The 16,947-nt window shown below is 64.3% G+C and carries 13 protein-coding genes and 1 riboswitch; of the genes, 8 read left to right on the top strand and 5 right to left on the bottom strand.

The window, feature by feature from the left end; all coding sequences use genetic code 11:
* Positions 1–978: a polysaccharide deacetylase family protein gene (locus QRN59_RS15790; protein WP_284983441.1), complete on the top strand. Its 978-nt coding sequence runs from the start codon at positions 1–3 to the stop codon at positions 976–978.
* 292 nt (positions 979–1,270) lie between these two features.
* Here the strand turns inward: QRN59_RS15790 and QRN59_RS15785 are convergent, their stop codons facing one another.
* Positions 1,271–2,191, bottom strand: coding sequence for a matrixin family metalloprotease (locus QRN59_RS15785; protein WP_502871065.1), 921 nt, complete (start codon positions 2,189–2,191; stop codon positions 1,271–1,273).
* A 46-nt stretch (positions 2,192–2,237) separates the two neighbouring features.
* Positions 2,238–3,401, bottom strand: a complete 1,164-nt coding sequence (locus QRN59_RS15780; protein ID WP_284983440.1) for a VIT1/CCC1 transporter family protein — start codon at positions 3,399–3,401, stop codon at positions 2,238–2,240.
* A 266-nt stretch (positions 3,402–3,667) separates the two neighbouring features.
* Here QRN59_RS15780 and QRN59_RS15775 point away from each other — a divergent pair, with 266 nt between their 5' ends.
* Positions 3,668–3,856, top strand: coding sequence for a hypothetical protein (locus tag QRN59_RS15775; protein ID WP_284983439.1), 189 nt, complete (start codon positions 3,668–3,670; stop codon positions 3,854–3,856).
* 66 nt (positions 3,857–3,922) lie between these two features.
* Here QRN59_RS15775 and QRN59_RS15770 read toward each other — a convergent pair whose 3' ends face one another.
* Positions 3,923–4,243, bottom strand: a complete 321-nt coding sequence (locus tag QRN59_RS15770) for a hypothetical protein (RefSeq protein ID WP_284983438.1) — start codon at positions 4,241–4,243, stop codon at positions 3,923–3,925.
* 13 nt (positions 4,244–4,256) lie between these two features.
* Positions 4,257–4,376: riboswitch (SAM riboswitch) on the bottom strand.
* An 83-nt stretch (positions 4,377–4,459) separates the two neighbouring features.
* Positions 4,460–5,992 carry a sodium:solute symporter family protein gene (locus QRN59_RS15765; RefSeq protein ID WP_284983437.1) on the bottom strand — a complete coding sequence of 511 codons (1,533 nt, stop codon included), beginning with the start codon at positions 5,990–5,992 and terminating at the stop codon, positions 4,460–4,462.
* A 305-nt stretch (positions 5,993–6,297) separates the two neighbouring features.
* On the opposite strand from QRN59_RS15765, the gene QRN59_RS15760 reads away from it, so the two are divergent.
* From QRN59_RS15760 to QRN59_RS15750, 3 genes are all read left to right on the top strand, one after another.
* A complete protein-coding gene (locus QRN59_RS15760) occupies positions 6,298–6,873 on the top strand; it encodes a helix-turn-helix domain-containing protein (RefSeq protein ID WP_059388136.1) in 576 nt (191 codons plus the stop codon).
* Between the two features lie 268 nt (positions 6,874–7,141).
* Positions 7,142–8,557 (top strand): ammonium transporter, encoded by a 1,416-nt coding sequence (locus QRN59_RS15755; RefSeq protein ID WP_284983436.1) that lies wholly within the window; start codon positions 7,142–7,144, stop codon positions 8,555–8,557.
* A complete protein-coding gene (locus QRN59_RS15750) occupies positions 8,554–8,895 on the top strand; it encodes a P-II family nitrogen regulator (RefSeq protein ID WP_284983435.1) in 342 nt (113 codons plus the stop codon). The genes QRN59_RS15755 and QRN59_RS15750 overlap by 4 nt, the downstream gene beginning before the upstream one ends.
* 90 nt (positions 8,896–8,985) lie before the next feature.
* On the opposite strand, the gene QRN59_RS15745 is transcribed toward QRN59_RS15750, so the two are convergent.
* Positions 8,986–10,974, bottom strand: a complete 1,989-nt coding sequence (locus tag QRN59_RS15745) for an APC family permease (protein ID WP_284983434.1) — start codon at positions 10,972–10,974, stop codon at positions 8,986–8,988.
* Between the two features lie 281 nt (positions 10,975–11,255).
* Between QRN59_RS15745 and QRN59_RS15740 the strand changes: the two genes are divergently transcribed.
* From QRN59_RS15740 to QRN59_RS15730, 3 genes are all read left to right on the top strand, one after another.
* The gene (locus tag QRN59_RS15740) at positions 11,256–13,916 is read left to right on the top strand and encodes an exo-alpha-sialidase (RefSeq protein WP_284983433.1); all 2,661 of its coding nucleotides are present in this window, start codon (positions 11,256–11,258) and stop codon (positions 13,914–13,916) included.
* A gap of 182 nt (positions 13,917–14,098) precedes the next feature.
* Positions 14,099–15,163 carry an agmatinase gene (gene speB / locus QRN59_RS15735; RefSeq protein ID WP_284983432.1) on the top strand — a complete coding sequence of 355 codons (1,065 nt, stop codon included), beginning with the start codon at positions 14,099–14,101 and terminating at the stop codon, positions 15,161–15,163.
* Positions 15,160–16,836, top strand: coding sequence for a thiamine pyrophosphate-binding protein (locus QRN59_RS15730; protein WP_284983431.1), 1,677 nt, complete (start codon positions 15,160–15,162; stop codon positions 16,834–16,836). The genes speB and QRN59_RS15730 overlap by 4 nt, the downstream gene beginning before the upstream one ends.
* Positions 16,837–16,947: the final 111 nt, after the last annotated feature.

The following is a 16,947-nucleotide window of genomic DNA, read 5'->3' as shown; positions in this document are numbered from 1 at the left end:
ATGACCACCAACGCTTTTCCCGACGAGGCACACCCGATCACGTGGCCGGAACATTTCAAGGCTGCGGCATCCTTCACGTTCGACGTCGACGCCGAATCGTGCACGATCGCGCACGATCCCACGAGCACCCGGCGCATGTCCCTCATGAGCCACCAGTCGTACGGCCCGAGGGTCGCTGTGCCGCGCCTCCTGAAGATCCTCGAGCGCCAAGAGATCCAGGGGACCTTCTTTATCCCTGGGTTCACGGCGGAAAGCTACCCGGACGTGGTGCGGCGGATCGTCGACGGGGGCCATGAAGTCGCCCACCACGGCTACCTGCACGAACCCATGCAGGGAATCGACGCCGCCACCGAGGCCAGCTACCTGGACCGCGGGCTCGAAGCCCTCGCAAAGGTAGCCGGGGTCAGGCCGGTCGGCTACAGGGCACCGTGGTGGGAGCTGAACTGGCATTCGCCGGCGCTGCTCGCGGACCGTGGTTTTCTCTACGATTCAAGCCTGCTCGACGGCGATGCCCCCTACCGCATGGCGGTTGCCCCGGGCGATTCACGGGACATCGATTCACGGGACGGCGATTCACGGGACATTGTGGAGATCCCGGTGGATTGGGCCCTGGACGATTGGGAGCAATACGCGTTTTACCCGGGAGTAACAGGAAGCGGTGTCATCGAGAGTCCTTCCAAGGTCTTGGAGATGTGGACCTTGGAAGCCGAGGCCCATTACGCCCAAGGCAGTTGCTTCGTCTTGACCAACCACCCGTTCATCTCCGGCCGTCCATCCAAGGCCGTTGCCTTGGAGCAGCTGATCGAACGCGTCAAAGCAATGGATGGAATGTGGGTGACCACCTTGGAAGGGATCGCCGAACACACCAAGGCCACCGTCAACGAGATCCACAGCCACGCCCGGATCGAGGTCCCGTCCTACCCAGGCGCAGGAGCCAGTTTCAAGCCCGCCCGGCTGCTGGAAACCACTCCAAGGTAGGGACATGTCCACCAATCCACGCGCATTCCCCTTGAGCATGCCCAGCCTTGGCCTGGAGTAGTGGACATAGTACTCATAAGCCCGTTGAGCATGCCCAGCCCTTGCCAGGAGCAGTGGACATAGCACTCATAGCCCGTTGAGCATGCCCAGCCTTGGCCAGGAGCAGTGGACATAGTGCTCATATGTCCACTGCTTAGGCTGAACGGTGGGCATGTCCAGTGGTGGGCGGGCGGGGTTAAGCGTGGGCCAGAGTTTAAGCGTGGGCCAGAGCTGGGGGAGGAGCTGAACCGCGCTACAGATCGCTCCGGCACGGGGCGGTGTGGAGTTTGAAGAGTCCGTTCAGGTCTCCGGCCGCCAAACCATCGGGGGCACCGATCTCCGGGTACATGAGCTGGATTGGATCTTCTACGTGGTCAAGGCCCACCACGTGGCCAAGTTCGTGTTGAATCACCGCGGAGACGTAATGGGCGCCGCCGGAGACGCCCAGCAGCTCCGTGATTTGCGGGGCGTCCAGGTCCAGGCTTCCCGAGACGTAGCTCTTGGGTCCGGTGCCGAAGCTGTACATGGTGCTGCCGCCGGTGCCGATGACGGATCCGGTCAACGCCGGAGCCGCTTCGGGAGTGGTCCAGGAAATCAGGAGGGGTGCCCAACGATCTCCGTAGAGCGCGGGCTGGTATGGCTTGCGCTTCTCGGAGGGGTTTTCCTTGGTGGTGCCGTCGTCAACGAATTTGAGGCCTGTGGCGGCGGCGATCTTGGCGATGGCGTCGGCGATGAGCCCTTCGGATCCGGCCGGGGCGAGGGCGGCGTTGACCACGTAGTGCAATGGCCGGCACGGAGAGTAGCCCACCGGCGTGCCGTCGGCGTTGGTGGCCAGGAACTTGTAGGAGTTGCTGGCCACGGCAGGCTTGGCTGGGGAGCCGAGCGGGTGCCCGGCTTCTTCCAGGCCAGGCGGCGGGGTATCCGGCGCACGGGCGGCCTTTTGCGGCCCTTGCCCGGAAGCCGGGTCCTGCCCGGGGCTGCTTGCCGTGGCATGGGCGGAAGGAGCCAGGTTCGGAAGCAAGCCGGTGATGCCGGGGTCGCCCCGGAGGAATCCACTGACAAGCACGGCTACGGCAGCGACGGCCGCCACCACCATCAGGTTTCGGAACAGGGCCAGGACGGTACTGGCGCGCTTGGGCGGCGGGCCGCCGTCGTACCCGTAGTTTGAATACAAGTCTTCCCCCAAGTCCTTGCACCGGCACCTCGTTGCGCCGGCGCTTCTAACCGATGACAGCGCCGAAGACGAGTCCCAGCCCATACGTGGCCGCGGCCGCACCGAGCCCGATGGCGAGTTGCCGGAGGCCGCGGGTCAGCGGCGAGGTTCCGGACAACAAGCCGACGACGGCGCCAGTCGACAGAAGCGCGATGCCCACCAGCGTACCGGCCACAGCAAGCGCCGCGAAGCCCGTCATGCCGAAGATGAACGGCAGGATGGGCACGATGGCTCCCGAGGCGAAGAAGCAGAAGCTCGAGATCGCGGCGCCCCAGGCGGAGCCCACGGCCTCGTGCTCATTGACGGTTTCTTCGACTTCGGGGTGGAGCGAGAGGCTGGGATCGCAATCGCAGGTGTAGAGGCCCATGCGCTCCGCGGCCCGGTGTTCGGCGGCTTCGCGGGACATGCCCCGGGCCAGATATACGAGGACCAGCTCATTGTGCTCGATGTCCAGGGCCGGTGCCGCGGTCAGCGTGGCCTGGGTGGGGCGCGTGGCATTGAGGAGCTCGAGCTGGGAGCGGACCGAGACATACTCGCCGGCACCCATGGAGAGCGCGCCCGCCAGCAGGCCGGCGATGCCGCTGAACAGGACCACGGTGGCGGGAACGCCGGTGGCAGCCATGCCCATCACGAGGGAAAGGTTGCTGACCAGGCCATCGTTGGCGCCGAATACGGCCGCGCGGAAGGTGCCGGACAACCTGTTGCGGCCGCGCGTCGCCAGGCCGCGGACTACTTCTTCGTGGATCTGTTCGTCGGCCGCCATGGCGCGGGTCGCTGCCGGATCCTTCGCGTAGGGCGAGCGGCCTTCAGCCCGTTGGGCGAGGGCCAACACGAATACAGATCCAAAGTTCCGGGCCAGGAAGCCGAGCATTTGGCTCCGGACCGAGGCCGCCTTCGGCATGCCGGCATGTTCGCCGAGGAGCCTGAGCCAGTGTGCCTCATGGCGGCCCTCGGCTTCTGCGAGGGCCAAAAGGATTTCGCGTTCCTCGCCGTCGCGGCGCTGCGCCAATTGGCGGTATACGGCGGCCTCGGCCCGCTCGTCCGCCAGGTACTGCCGCCAGCGCTTGATGTCCGACGACGACGGGGGAGTCTTGGTGGCTGCTGCGTCTTGCGATGGACTGCTTGAGTCCGAAGGATTGTCTGAATGCGAGGGTTCTGTGTGCGGTTGCACCGGGACTCCTGGGTTGCTGGGGCGGGCTTCATCGCCTCATTGCAGCTCCACTTTATCGCCAATTTCCGTGGTTTTTCGGCCGGTAATCCTCACTGGACGTTTTAGGCGCGCCTCAAAAACGGGAGGCTCCAGGGAGGCCTTGACCGAAGCAGGGGGCAGTGCTGGGATGGATGGACAGGGTCCACGAACTGGCGGGGTAGCGTTGGACCGGCTGCCTCATATGCCTGTGCGATGGGCTCAGCGGCACGTCGAACGGAGGTTGCACCATGGACAGCACCGAGACCCACGCTCGCCACCCCGACCGTCCCACGGTCGAGGCCGATCCCGCCTACGACTACAACGAGGACCTGGCGGTGGACGAGGACTGGGAGGACCAATCCGAGGTTCTTGACGAGGACGAGCGGCCGGTTGCGCTCGATGCCGACGAACACCGTGAGGCTGAAGAGATCGAATAGGCCCGGCTCGCTGAACCCGACTTGCTAAACCCGACTTGCTAAACCCGACTTGCTAAACCCGACTTGCTAAAACGCGCTCAGGATGAAGTGCCTCTGCACGCCTGCCCGGTGCCCGGTTGCGGCCACCGTCAGGGTGAGTTTCCGTGTCGCGGGGAACCAGCGGGCGGGCTGGACGGCTTTTGAGAGCGCTTCGGTGATGAGCCGAGGCTCATGATGCCAATAGCGTTCGAGGTTTCCGTCCACCACGAACGTGATGGAGCCTTGGGAGAGGTCGACGCCGGGAATCACCCGGACGAACTCGTCCACCCGCCGGGGGCGGGGCAACAATAGGGTGCCGGACTGGGTGGTGCGGTCGGCTGTGGCATTGGCGCCGTTTTCGAAAGGCATGGCCTTCTCCTGGGAGTTGCTCTTGCCCGTTCGGTTGTCTCTGGTCCGAGCCGGGCCGCTTCTTCATCCGAACCACCCGTGAACATGGGGTTGGCGTGTGGCAAGTCGGAGCTTGGCGCCACATCTCTTGAAGCTGTTCCTACTGTACATGCAGGCGCAGCGCCGCACCCTCGAGGAGAAGGTGCGGCGCCGCCGTCGTCCTTTACTTGGTGAAGCTTAGTGGCTGGCCACCGGGTGGACCTCCAAGGGGAGTTCCTCGGCGACCGCTCCGGCAACGCGACGGTCCCAGGCTGCCCGGACCTCGGGGGAGGTGGGCCGCGTCAAGAGGGAAACCACGATGTAGATGACCAGCGAAGCGCCGAGGCCCCAGTAGATGGGATCGTTGGCGTAGACGCCGTCTTCGCTGGGAATGATCCCTGTGGCGTAGGCGATCAGCAGGGCCAAGGTCAGGACCGATCCCACTGCCATGGACCACGCTGCGGCGATACCGGTGCCGCGCTTCCAGACCAAGCCGCCCAGGATGGCAACCAGCAAGCCACCCACCAGGATGTCGTAGGCGATGGTCAGGGCCACCACGACGTCTTGCGCCGCCATGGAGATCAGTACGGCCACGATGCCCAGTCCCAGGACCCAGTAGCGGTTGGCCTTGACGTCGTGCTCGGGGTTCTCGGTGTCGTTGGTGTTGATCGTCTTGCCGAACCAGCTGGCCACGAACGGGACCACGTCGGCGCGGGCAACGGTGGCTGCGGCGATGAGGGCTCCGGAAGCGGTGGACATCATGGCCGCGACTGCTGCGGCCATGACGAGGCCGCCGATCCCGATCGGCAGGATGTGGGTGGCAACCTCGGCGTAGACAACGTCCTTGCCGAGGGCCTTGACGTCGATGTTGGGCAGGGCCACACGGGCGGCAAGGCCGATCAAAGCGCCCGCGACGCCATACAGGACGCAGTAGATGCCGGCAGTGGCGCCGCCCCAACGGGCCACCTTGGGGGTCTTGGCCGTGAAGACGCGCTGCCAGATGTCCTGGCCGATCAGCAGGCCCAGGGTGTAAACCACGAAGTACGTGATGATGGTCTGCGCTCCGATGCCGTCCAACTGGAAGAAGCTGGCGTCAACGCGGGCACGGATGCCGTCGAAGCCGCCGGCGGCGTTGAGGACGAACGGGAGCATGAGGAAGAAGATGCCCACTGTCTTGATGATGAACTGCACCTGGTCGGCAAGGGTGATGGACCACATGCCGCCGATCGTGGAGTAGACCAGGACGATGGCGCCGCCGACGGCGATGGCAAGCCAGCGCTCCCAGCCGAAGAGGACAACGAAGATGGTGGCGTAGGCGCCAGTGGACGTGGCACACAGCATGAGGGTGTAGGCGAGCATGACGATGCCGGAGGTCTGCGTGGCGCGCTGGCCGTAACGCAGGCTCAGCATCTGGGAGACCGTGTAGATCTTCAGCCTCTGGATGGTGCCGGCAAAAAGCAGGCTCAGGAGGAGGACGCCCGAACCGATGGCGACTACCAGCCACATGCCGGAGATGCCGAACTTATAGCCGAGGCCGACGCCGCCAACCGTCGATGCACCGCCGAGGACGACGGCGGCCATGGTGCCGGTGTAGAGCATCGGACCAAGGCGGCGTCCTGCCACCAGGAAGTCGCTGTTGTTCTTGGTGCGCGACTTGCCCCACCAGCCGAAGGCCAGCATGGCGAGCAAATACACCACCACGATCGCAATATTGATGAACGAAGAGTCCACGGTTGGCTCCTGAAAGTGATGCGCAGAGTTCTTGGGGATTCCGACGACGGTCCGCTGGGGGTCTTGTTGCGGGTTGCGGAAGGTCTCTGCGCTGGTGATTGGGGAGAGTAGTCTGTGATGTATGCCTCACAAACAACACTTGTTGCCTATGAGGATACGTAGTGATGCGAGTAACGGTCAAGACGCTGCCTTGCGCAGAGGACTCATTGTCGGCCCTCCAGCTAGCCAAAGGCCCTGCCGCGGGGGCGATCCGGCTACTATTGCTGCAATGACAGGGCCGCAAAAACGGCCTGAAAGGTTCGTGAATGAAGGCTCTCCCCGTTGAACCGAGCAACGTACCCGTTGCCATCGGTTCCAGAATCCGTGCCGCCCGCCAATCGCAGCGGCTCACCATCGAGCAGGTTGCCGACGCCACCGGCCTGACCAAAGGGTTCCTGAGCCGTGTGGAGCGTGATCTGACATCGCCGTCGGTCGCTTCCCTTGTGACGCTTTGCCAAGTTCTTTCGGTGTCCATCGGGGACCTTTTCGCCGCACCGGAGACCCATCTGACCCGGCGTGACGATGGGCCGCGGATCTCGCTCGGCGGCCAGGGAATCGTTGAACGGCTCCTGACCGCCCGATCAGAACGGCGGCTGCAGATCCTGCAGGCCTCCATCGAGCCCCGCGGCAGGGGCGAAGCCGAGCTTTATGCCGTCGATTGCGACGTCGACGTCCTGCACGTCGTCAAGGGCCGCATCAAATTGATCCTCACCAACGAGGAGTACGAACTCGAAGAGGGAGACACGCTCTCCTTCCCGGGACGCGAACCCCACACCTGGGTCAACCCGACGGATGAGCCCGTTGAGGTGCTCTGGATCCTGGTGCCGGCAGCCAGCCGCTGACGCTGGCACTCCGTACACCCGGCGTACAAGGTCGACACGCGGCGTAACACGCCTGAAACATGACTGACTTCTGGATTTAACCCCGGCGCCTGCGGTGTTACGTGCATGAAATGATCCGTGCCGAATGCTGAAACAGGACGACTGTACCTTCGAGTCAAGGCAACTCGTCAAGGTCGGTATCCCGTGGGGTACCAGGACCTGTTCGTTTTAAAAATGGTCTCGCCGTGCGGGCGCCATGGAGCGCCGTATATGCAGGAAGGCTCCCGAAATGAACCCAGTATTCTTCAGCGTAGGGCTCGATGTGAACCCTCAGACCCTCGATCCCGGCGCAACAGCCTGGATGCTTGCAGCTTCCGCCCTCGTCCTTCTCATGACGCCGGGTTTGGCGTTCTTCTATGGCGGCCTTGTCAGAATGAAGTCCGTCCTCAACATCATGATGATGAGCTTTGGCGCCATTGGCGTGGTCGCGGTGGTCTGGGCCCTGTGGGGCTACGGACTCGCGTTCGGCCCGGATACCCTGGGCGGCTTCATCGGCGATCCCTTCGCGAACTTCGGACTCAGCGGGCTAGCCAGCGTCATCGGCGGGAAAGCCCCGGGGTTGCCGGACATGGTCTTCATAGGATTCCAAGCCACCTTCGCCATCATCACGGTCGCACTGATCAGCGGCGCAGTGGCCGAACGTGTCAGGTTTGGCCCGTGGCTGCTGTTTGCCGGCCTCTGGGTCACCATCGTCTACGCGCCCATTGCCCACTGGGTCTGGGGTGGCGGCCTCTTCGGATCCACCGGGATCATCGGCAGCAAGATCTCAGCCCTCGACTTTGCCGGTGGCACCGTCGTCCACATGAACGCGGGCATGGCCGGGCTGATGCTCGCCGTAGTGCTCGGCAAACGGCTCGGATTCATGAAAGACCCCAACATCCGGCCGCACAACCTCCCCTTCGTGATGCTCGGGGCGGGCCTGCTGTGGTTCGGGTGGTTCGGCTTCAACGCCGGTTCGGAACTGGCCGCTGATGGAATCGCCGCACTCGCCTGGACAAACACCCTCCTGGCCACAAGCGCAGCGCTCCTCGGCTGGCTGCTTGTCGAAAGGCTCCGCGACGGCCACGCGACGTCCCTCGGTGCCGCATCCGGCGCCGTCGCGGGCTTGGTGGCAGTCACCCCGGCGTGTGGATTCGTGGATCCGATCGGCGCGATCGTCATCGGTGTCATCGCGGGTGCCGTCTGCGCACTGGCCATCGGGCTGAAGTTCAAGATCGGCCTGGACGACTCCTTGGACGTTGTTGCTGTCCACTTCGTCGGCGGCCTGTGGGGGACCCTGTCCCTCGGATTCTTCGCCGTACCCTCGGCAAAGACTGAAGGCGGCCTTTTCTACGGCGGTGGCCTGAGCCAATTCTGGCCCCAAATATTAACGGCCCTGGTGGTCACAGCGTGGACGGCGATCATGACGACGCTCATCGGGCTGGCCATCCACAAGACAGTGGGCATGCGCGTCAAGGAGCACGAAGAACTGGCGGGCATCGACATCACTGAGCACGCGGAAACCGCCTACGAGCTGGCCATGGTTGGCGGGTCCTTCAATCCCGGCGAACCACAGAACGGCAAAACCCCGTCGAGTTCCAGCGGTGAACCAGAAACCAGCTCTAACGGGAAAACAGATCGGATGCGCAGCAAGGCGTCGACGTGAAGCTGGTGACGGCCATCGTGAGGCCGGAGCGGATCGACGAGGTCCGGGAAGCCCTGGAACGCTTTGGAGTCAACGGGATGACCGTGAGCCAAGCGAACGGATATGGCCAACAACGGGGCCACGTAGAGGTGTATCGAGGCGCGGAATACAACTCCGATCTCCTTCCCAAGATCCGGGTGGAGGTCTTGGCCACCGACGAGCTGGCGGACGGAATCGTGGACGCTATCATCTCCGGCGCCAGTACCGGCCAATTTGGGGACGGCAAGATCTGGACGATCGACGTTTCCCAGGCGGTGCGAGTCCGGACAGGGGAGCGCGGGGCCTCCGCGATCAGCTAGAAAAGACTGTGTTGGTGCCGATCCACTGTGTTGGTGCCGATCCAATGTGTTGGTGCCGCTCCGCGGGGAGCGGCACCAACACTGCCATGTTCAGCCCACGTGCACCCACGGCCTGCGCGTGATGTCCGGTTCGGCTTCGCGGAGCACTTCGCGGGTTACCGGGGCGATCTCGCCCTCGCCGAAGAAGAGGAACTTGCTCAGGTTGGCGATGGGGTTGCCTTCGGTCCAGCGGAAATAGATATGCGGCATGAGTCCCGTGACGTCGCGGATGTGGAGGAGCACCGCGGCGAGCGTGTTGGGCACGTTGTTGCTGTGGATCTCCAGGATCTTGAAGCCGTGCCGGACCTTGCCTTCCACAAGGAGTTCCTGCTCGAAATCGGAGCTGTCGTCCACGATGATCTCGATGAAGATCGCGTGGCTGTCTACCGGCAAGTGGTTGGCTTGCTGGGCATGCTGCAGCTTCAACTGGTAGCGGTCGGCACTCAGCCGCTTGGGCTCGTGCGCGATGATCCGGATGGGGCCTTCCTCGTTGGAGGCCGTGAACTCGAGTGCCATCTGGTCCATTTTGATGTGCGTAGCCCGCAGTTCGAAGGACCGGCGTACGCGCGACGCGAAGCTCACCAGGACAATGCCGAGGATGAAAAGGCCCGCGATCCTGATGCCGTCCGGGCGTTCAACCACGTTGGCCACAGTGGTGTAAGCGAAGACGACTGCCACCGCACCGAAAGCGATGGTCTTGCCCTTCTGCCTCTTCCGGCGCGCGGACAGGGTGACGGCGATCGAGGCCGAGGTCATGAGGACCAGGACGCCGGTGGCGTAGGCGCCGCCCTGGGCCTCGACGTTCGCCTCGAAGACCAACGTGATGATGAAACCAACGGCGGTGAAGACGAGGACCAGCGGGCGGACGGCTTTGGTCCACGCCGGGGCCATGCCGAAGCGCGGCAAGTATCGCGGCACGAGGTTCAGCAAGCCCGCCATGGCGGAGGCGCCGGCGAACCACAGGATGGCGATGGTGCTGATGTCATAGACCGTGCCGAAGCCGTCGCCCAGGAATTGGTGCGCAAGGAACGCGAGGGCTCGTCCGTCTGCTTTCCCTCCCGGCTGGAATTCAGCGGCCGGAATGAGGAATGTCGTGATGAAGCTCGAGGCCACCAGGAAGGCACTCATGATGAGGGCCGCCGTCGTGAGCAGTTTGTGGGTGCCGCGGATGCGTCCCGCGGGATTTTCTTCCGTGTCGCTGGGGCTGCCCTTGATCTGTGGCATGACCGCGACGCCGGTCTCGAATCCTGAGAGGCCTAGGGCAAGTTTCGGGAAGACCAGGAGGGCGATGCCCACCATGATCAACGGGTTTCCGTGCTGCTGGTTCAGTGCGGCCCACCAGTCGGTCACCACATGTGCTTCGGTCACCACGTGCACCAGGCCGACCGCGACGACGACGGCGTTCAGCACCAGATAGACGCCCACCAGCACGACGGCGACGTTGATGGCCTCCTTGAATCCCCTGAGGAACACCACCCCAAGCCCGGCGATGAGCGCCAGGGTGATGGTGATTTCCTGCCCGTGGAGCCATTCCGGGGCAAAGGGGTTTTCGATAGCGTGGGCGCTCGCGTCGGCGGCGGAGAGAGTCATGGTGATCATGAAGTCCGTGGCGGCGAATCCCAGCAGGGCGAGCACGAAGAGTTTGCCGCCCCAGCGGGGGAGGAGCCGCTCGAGCATCGCGATGGAGCCTTCGCCGCGAGCGCTTTCGGCGGCGACCCGGCGGTAGACCGGCAGGGCGCCGAGCAAGGTGACAGCGACTAGGACGATCGTGGCCAGCGGCGAAACGATACCGGCCGCGAGCGCCGCAATGGCGGGCTGGTAGCCGAGGGTGGAGAAGTAGTCGACGCCCGTGAGGCACATGACTTTCCACCAGGCCTGGGGCGTGTGGTCCCCGTCCGGTTTGCCGTGTGGACCTTGGCGCTTCCCCGACGTCTCAGGCATTCCGTCGAGCAACCAGCGTTTGAATTGCCCCTGTTTGAGTTCGCCCGCGGGTTTGCGCCGGTCGGAGGGTTCGGCCGGCGGCCTGGTCAGCGTTGTCACATGGTCCTTTCGCGCAGCCTGGAAGCTGCTCCAGATGGAGCGTACGGGCGGGCAGGGGAGGGGATGCCCGTCTTTATGGAATCTTTACGCCGACTGTGAGGGGGGTCACTTCCCAATAAGACATATTCAAGGCGTTTGGTATGTGAGCACCATCACGTAGCATATAGAACGTCCTATGTTGGATGTGACCAAATACGAAAGGGCTACCCATGAATAACCCGCTACTCAGTGACAGGGTCAGGAGGCGGCCGCGATGGACTCAGGGAAGACTGGCCGTCTCCATGGCAGCCGCAGCAGTTCTCGTGACGTCAACCGTTTTGCCCGCCTATGCCGCGTTGGATCCGTTCCCGAGTCCCAACGTTCCCTCCAGCCCGCCGGGAAACTACGTCGAGCAGGTCCTCGCGTCCAACGGTGACAACGCCATCGACCCCGTGCTGGGCAAGTACTACCGGATCGTCGCGCTCGCGGATTTGGGCGACGGCGTCCTCCTGGCTTCCTACGATGGCCGTCCCGACGGGGGCGATTCTCCCTCGGCCAACTCCATCGTCCAGCGGCGAAGCACCGACGGCGGAAAGACGTGGGGCAGTCCCACCTTCATCGCGCGGGGACAGATGGGCTCAGCAGGCGTACAGAAATACGGGTTCAGCGACCCGAGCTACGTCGTCGACAAAGTCACCGGGACGGTGTTCAACTTCCACGTCTACTCCAAGAATCAAGGATTCGCGGGCAGCGTGCTCGGCAATGACGATTCCGACGCCAATGTGATCAGTTCGCAAGTGTCCGTCTCCACCGACCGCGGACTCACATGGTCCACGGATCCGGTCAATCAGCCCACCCTGCCCGTTCCGTCCAGCTACCCGGCGGGTTCGGCCTACGCCGGGTTCGCGGGTCCGCTGGTCACCAGTACCGTCAAGCCAAATGGCAGCACCATCAACGGCGTCCCCAATGTTGGCGGCGTGGTCAGCATGTTCGCTTCGTCCGGCGAGGGCACTCAGCTCAAGTATGGAGCGCACGCCGGAAGGCTCATCCAGCAGTTTGCCGGAACCATTGTCCAGCCCGACGGGAGCCGCCAGATCCAGGCCTACAGCGTCTACTCCGATGACCACGGCAAGACGTGGAGCATGGGTACGCCTACCGGAACAGGCATGGATGAGAACAAGACGGTGGAACTCTCCGACGGCCGAGTGATGTTGAACTCAAGGGACAGCACCGGCACCAATCCGCACTACCGCAAAGTGGCGTACTCCTCCGATGGCGGTGTCACCTACAGCACGCCGGTTGCCGACACGCAGCTCCCGGATCCGCGCAACAACGGCTCCATCACGAGGATGTATCCGGACGCGGCTGCGGGATCGGCGGATGCCAAGAAGCTGCTGTTCTCCAACTCGCCCACCCCAACAGCCGGCGGCGCACGGGTGGACGGCACCATCCGCTACTCGGCCGACGACGGCAAGACGTGGGGCTCTTCGCGCGTTTTTAAGCCCGGAAGCATGTCCTACTCCACCTTGAGCGCACTGTCGGACGGTACTTTCGGGATCCTGTACGAAGGCGACAACAACACCATCACCTTCGGGAAATTCGACACGGCCTGGCTGAACCCGGTTGCCGCCGTCGTTGTCCCCGGCGCAGCCACCGTCACGAACGGTGGCAGCACCCAGCTCAGCGTGACCGTCACCAACAATGACAGTTCGCCGCTTCCCGCGTCGACCGTCGGCCTCGACGCCATGCAGGATTGGACGTCGACGACGGCGCAGCTCGCCTCCCTCGCTCCGGGCGCCACGGCTACTGTGCAGCTGACTGTCACGGCGCCGTCGTACGCTAAAGCAGGTGCCGTACCGCTGACCGCCAGGTTGAACGTCGGCGGGTCATCGATTACCGCACCGGTGTCTGTGACGGTCACGGGTGGGTTCGCCGGCAACGTGGTGGGCGCCTACATTTTCGGCGCCCGCAATGACTCCGGCAGGGACCTGGCAACCCACCCGTACGCCGCAGGCAGCACCGTGCCCTACAAATTCCGTGTGTACAGCACGGGCAACATCACGGAATCCGTTGTCCCGCAGTCCGGCAACTTCCAGCCGTTCCTGCCGCCGGGTTCGGGCAACTGCCGGTTCAGCGCCCTTGGCGTGTGGGGCAATTACCTGTGCGGCACGCCGCAGCACACGGTGACGGCGGACGAAGCGGCGCAGGGATTCTTCGTTCCCAGCACCGTCTGGCAGGTCACGGGGAGTGGGTCTGCCACCCAGAACTACACCGTCACCGGTGACGAGGTGGACCTGCTGGTCCGCAATCCCCAGGTGAACGGATCGGTGGTGTCGAGCTTCAATGACGTTGACGGGGATGGGTTTGCCGGACCCGGCGATACGGTGACCTTCGACTACACGGTGACCAACACCGGCAATGTGGCGTTGACGGATCTTTCGGCTGCGGCCGTTGGATTGTCCAAGCCAACCCTTGCCGTGGGCGAGTCGGTCAACCTCACCTCCACCTACACGCTGAGCGACGCCGACATCGCGGCCAAGCAGCTCCCGGCGACGACCATCCCGGTCACTGCGAACAACGGCGCAAAGATTGCGTCCCTTCAGTTGGCCAGGCAGGGGGTTGCGCTGAAGGTCAAGCCTGCAAAGCCAAGCTGGGACCCCTCCCTGGCTTCCCAGGAGCTGATCGGGACGAATCCGCCGCTGGACTTGGGACTCGGCGCGGACAAATACCGCACCGGACAGACCGTGACGGTCCACAACGTGGAGTACGGCCAGTGGTACTACGTCTACTTGAACAAGCGCAGCTACCGTCTGGGTTGGTTCTTCCCGACCCGGCAAAACACCCTTTCCTTCGTGCTGCCCAACGACGTGAAAAACGGCATGGACAGCCTCGTTGTGCTGGATGCGCAAGGCCGTCAAGTGTCATTCGGAGACTTCCAGGTGACGCCCTCCGGGAGCAAATAGCCCGGGAGGGGGCATGAGGTGACAGGCTGGGCCGGGCGCTGGGGAGCCCGGCCCGGTCTTGTTATGCGGACTCGCACGCCTTTTGTAGGCGTAAACAAGTGATGCATATAAGGCAACTTTGAGTGTATGATTGGTGTCACAGTCACTGTCCGATCCACCTATTCACAAAGGAGTGGCGCATTTTGGAAGAGCTTCGTATTGAGGCCAACGGCAACCTTGGTCCTATTGATTCGGCCCGAATCCCGCGCTATGCCGGTGCTGCCACCTACGCCCGCTTGCCCCGACTTGACCAGGTGTCCAAGGCCGATGTCACGGTGGTCGGTGTCCCCTTCGACTCCGGAGTTTCCTACCGGCCCGGCGCCCGTTTCGGGGCCAACCACGTGCGTGAAGCCAGCCGTTTGCTGCGCCCGTACAACCCGGCCTGGGACGTCAGCCCCTTTGAGAACATTCAGGTTGCCGACGCCGGCGACATGGCTGTGAACCCGTTCAACATCAACGAGGCGATCGAGACCATCCAGCAGAACGCGCTGGATCTGACCGCAAACGGAAGCAAGCTCGTGACGCTTGGTGGCGACCACACCATCGCCCTGCCGCTGCTCCGCGCCGCTGCCGAACGCGCCGGCGAGCCCGTAGCCATGCTGCACTTCGACGCCCACCTCGACACCTGGGACACCTACTTCGGTGCCGAGTACACACACGGCACCCCGTTCCGCCGTGCCGTCGAAGAAGGCATCCTGGACACCGAGGCCATCAGCCACGTCGGTACCCGCGGCCCTCTTTACGGCAAGAAGGACCTCGACGACGACCACCGCTTCGGCTTCGGCATCGTCACCTCGGCGGACGTCTACTACCAGGGCGTCCTGGAAACCGTGGCCAAGATCCGGGACCGCATCGGCAACCGCCCGCTGTACATTTCCGTGGACATCGACGTCCTGGATCCGGCCCACGCCCCGGGTACCGGCACGCCCGAAGCCGGCGGCATCACCAGCCGCGAACTCCTCGAAATCATCCGCGGCTTCCGAGGCATGAACCTCGTGGGCGCAGACATTGTCGAGGTCGCCCCGGCCTACGACCACGCTGAAATCACCGGCGTCGCGGCCAGCCACGTTGCCTACGAACTCGTCACCCTCATGGCGGACAACGCCGTCGAAGGCAACCGCCACGGCGCCCCGAACGGCTACGCTGCCCAGGCCCTTGGCCAGGAATCCCGGCGCCCGGCAGGTTTCGCCGCGGTGGTCACGAAGTGACGGACCAGCGCAACGGCGGGGACCTCGTCGTCGAGACCCTAGAGGCGCTCGGCGCGAAGACCGTGTTCGGGATCCCGGGCCAGCATGCCCTGGGCCTGTTCGACGCCATGGGCCGCGGCAATCTGCACTTCGTGTCCTCCCGCGTGGAGAACAACTCGGCTTTCGCAGCGGACGGGTATTCCCGTGCCACGGGCGAGGTCGGGGTGCTGTTCCTGTCCACCGGTCCCGGCGCGTTGACGTCCTTGGCCGGCCTGCAGGAAGCGTACGCCACCGGCGTGCCGATGGTGGTCGTGGCGAGCCAGATCCCCTTGGAGGGTTTGGGGGCGCGCCGGAAGGGCATGCTGCACCAGCTCGATGACCAGAAGGCCTCGGCCGCGAACGTCACCAAGAGCCAGCGCCTCATCCAGCACGCGTCCGGGATTCCCTCGGCCATCCAGGATGCCTGGACCGAGGCAATTTCCTCGCCCCAGGGCCCGGTGTGGATCGAAATTCCGCAGAACGTGCTCCTGGACCCCATCATGGTCCCGCCGGTGGAGGACGCCCTCGCCGAGGTGGCCGACAACCCGCCGCGCGTGGAGCTGATCCGCGAAGCCGTCAAATGGCTCTCGACGGCGGAACGTCCGGCGATCATCGCCGGCGGCGGCACCCGCCGCGGCCGCGCCGAGAAATCGCTCCTGTCGATCGCCGAGAAACTCCGTGCCCCGGTGATCTGCACTCCCGGCGGCAACGGGGCATTCCCGTGGACCCACGAGCTGTCCCTGCAGTCCTGGATCGAGGACCGCCACATGACCGATGTCCTCGAGGACGCCGACGTGCTCATCGTCATCGGTTCCTCCCTGGGCGAGGTGACGTCCAACTACTTCACCTTCGAACCGCGCGGGCGCATCATCCAGATCGACGCCGAACCCCGGGTCCTCGAGTCCAACCGGCCCGGCCTGGGCATCCGCGCCGACGCCGGACAGGCCCTTGCCGCCCTCGACTCCGCCTTGGATGAGGCACTGTCTGCAGTGCGCAACCCCGGCGGAACCGGCCCGGACTGGCACGGTACCACCCCCGAGGACCTCGTCAAGGAGTCCCTGGCCAAGGTCAGGGCCCGCCTTGAAGCGCAGGACCTCGGCAAGGAACTGAAGTTCATGGCCGACATCCGCGAAGCCGTTCCGGCGGACATGCAGACCTTCTGGGACATGACGATCTCCGCGTACTGGGGATGGAGCTGCTGGGACGCCCGAGAAGGCCAGTTCCACTCGGCCCAGGGTGCCGGCGGCCTCGGCTACGGCTTCCCGGCGGCCATCGGCGGTGCCGTGGGGCTGGAAACCGTCGGCAAACCCAGCCGCGTGCTCGCAGTTTCGGGCGATGGCTCCTCCATGTACTCGATCTCCGAGCTCGCCACCGCCAAGCAGCACAACGTCCCGGTCACGTGGCTAATCGTGGACGACGGCGGCTACGGCATCCTGCGCGAATACATGGTGGGCGCCTTCGGCAAGGCCACGGCCACCGAGCTCGCCCGCCCGGACTTCGTCAAGCTCGCCGAGGCCTTCGGCGTCCCGGCCCGCAGGGTGGACCCGGGCGACGTCGGGGACGCGCTCAAGGAAAGCTTCGCCGCGGACGGCCCCAACGTCGTCGTGGTTGAAACCCTCCTGAAGATGTTCGGCCCAACGCACCTGGGCGACTGACACTCCAGACGCTTCACACCCCAGCGCGAGCTGGCAGATAGTGACCCCTTTTTCGAGGCAAAGTCAACTGGTCGTAGCAACGCAGGGGGTTTAGGCTGCCTGCAGCAGCTG

This window comes from Arthrobacter sp. efr-133-TYG-118, assembly GCF_030209755.1.
Taxonomy (GTDB): domain Bacteria; phylum Actinomycetota; class Actinomycetes; order Actinomycetales; family Micrococcaceae; genus Arthrobacter.
Note: the sequence above shows the minus strand (reverse complement) of the source record. Positions and strands in the feature narration are given on the sequence as shown.

Coding starts and splice junctions, on each gene's coding strand:
- QRN59_RS15790 (WP_284983441.1), top strand. CDS start 1: ATGACCACCAACGCTTTTCCCGACGAGGCACACCCGATCACGTGGCCG.
- QRN59_RS15775 (WP_284983439.1), top strand. CDS start 3,668: ATGGACAGCACCGAGACCCACGCTCGCCACCCCGACCGTCCCACGGTC.
- QRN59_RS15770 (WP_284983438.1), bottom strand. CDS start 4,243: ATGCCTTTCGAAAACGGCGCCAATGCCACAGCCGACCGCACCACCCAG.
- QRN59_RS15760 (WP_059388136.1), top strand. CDS start 6,298: ATGAAGGCTCTCCCCGTTGAACCGAGCAACGTACCCGTTGCCATCGGT.
- QRN59_RS15755 (WP_284983436.1), top strand. CDS start 7,142: ATGAACCCAGTATTCTTCAGCGTAGGGCTCGATGTGAACCCTCAGACC.
- QRN59_RS15740 (WP_284983433.1), top strand. CDS start 11,256: ATGGCAGCCGCAGCAGTTCTCGTGACGTCAACCGTTTTGCCCGCCTAT.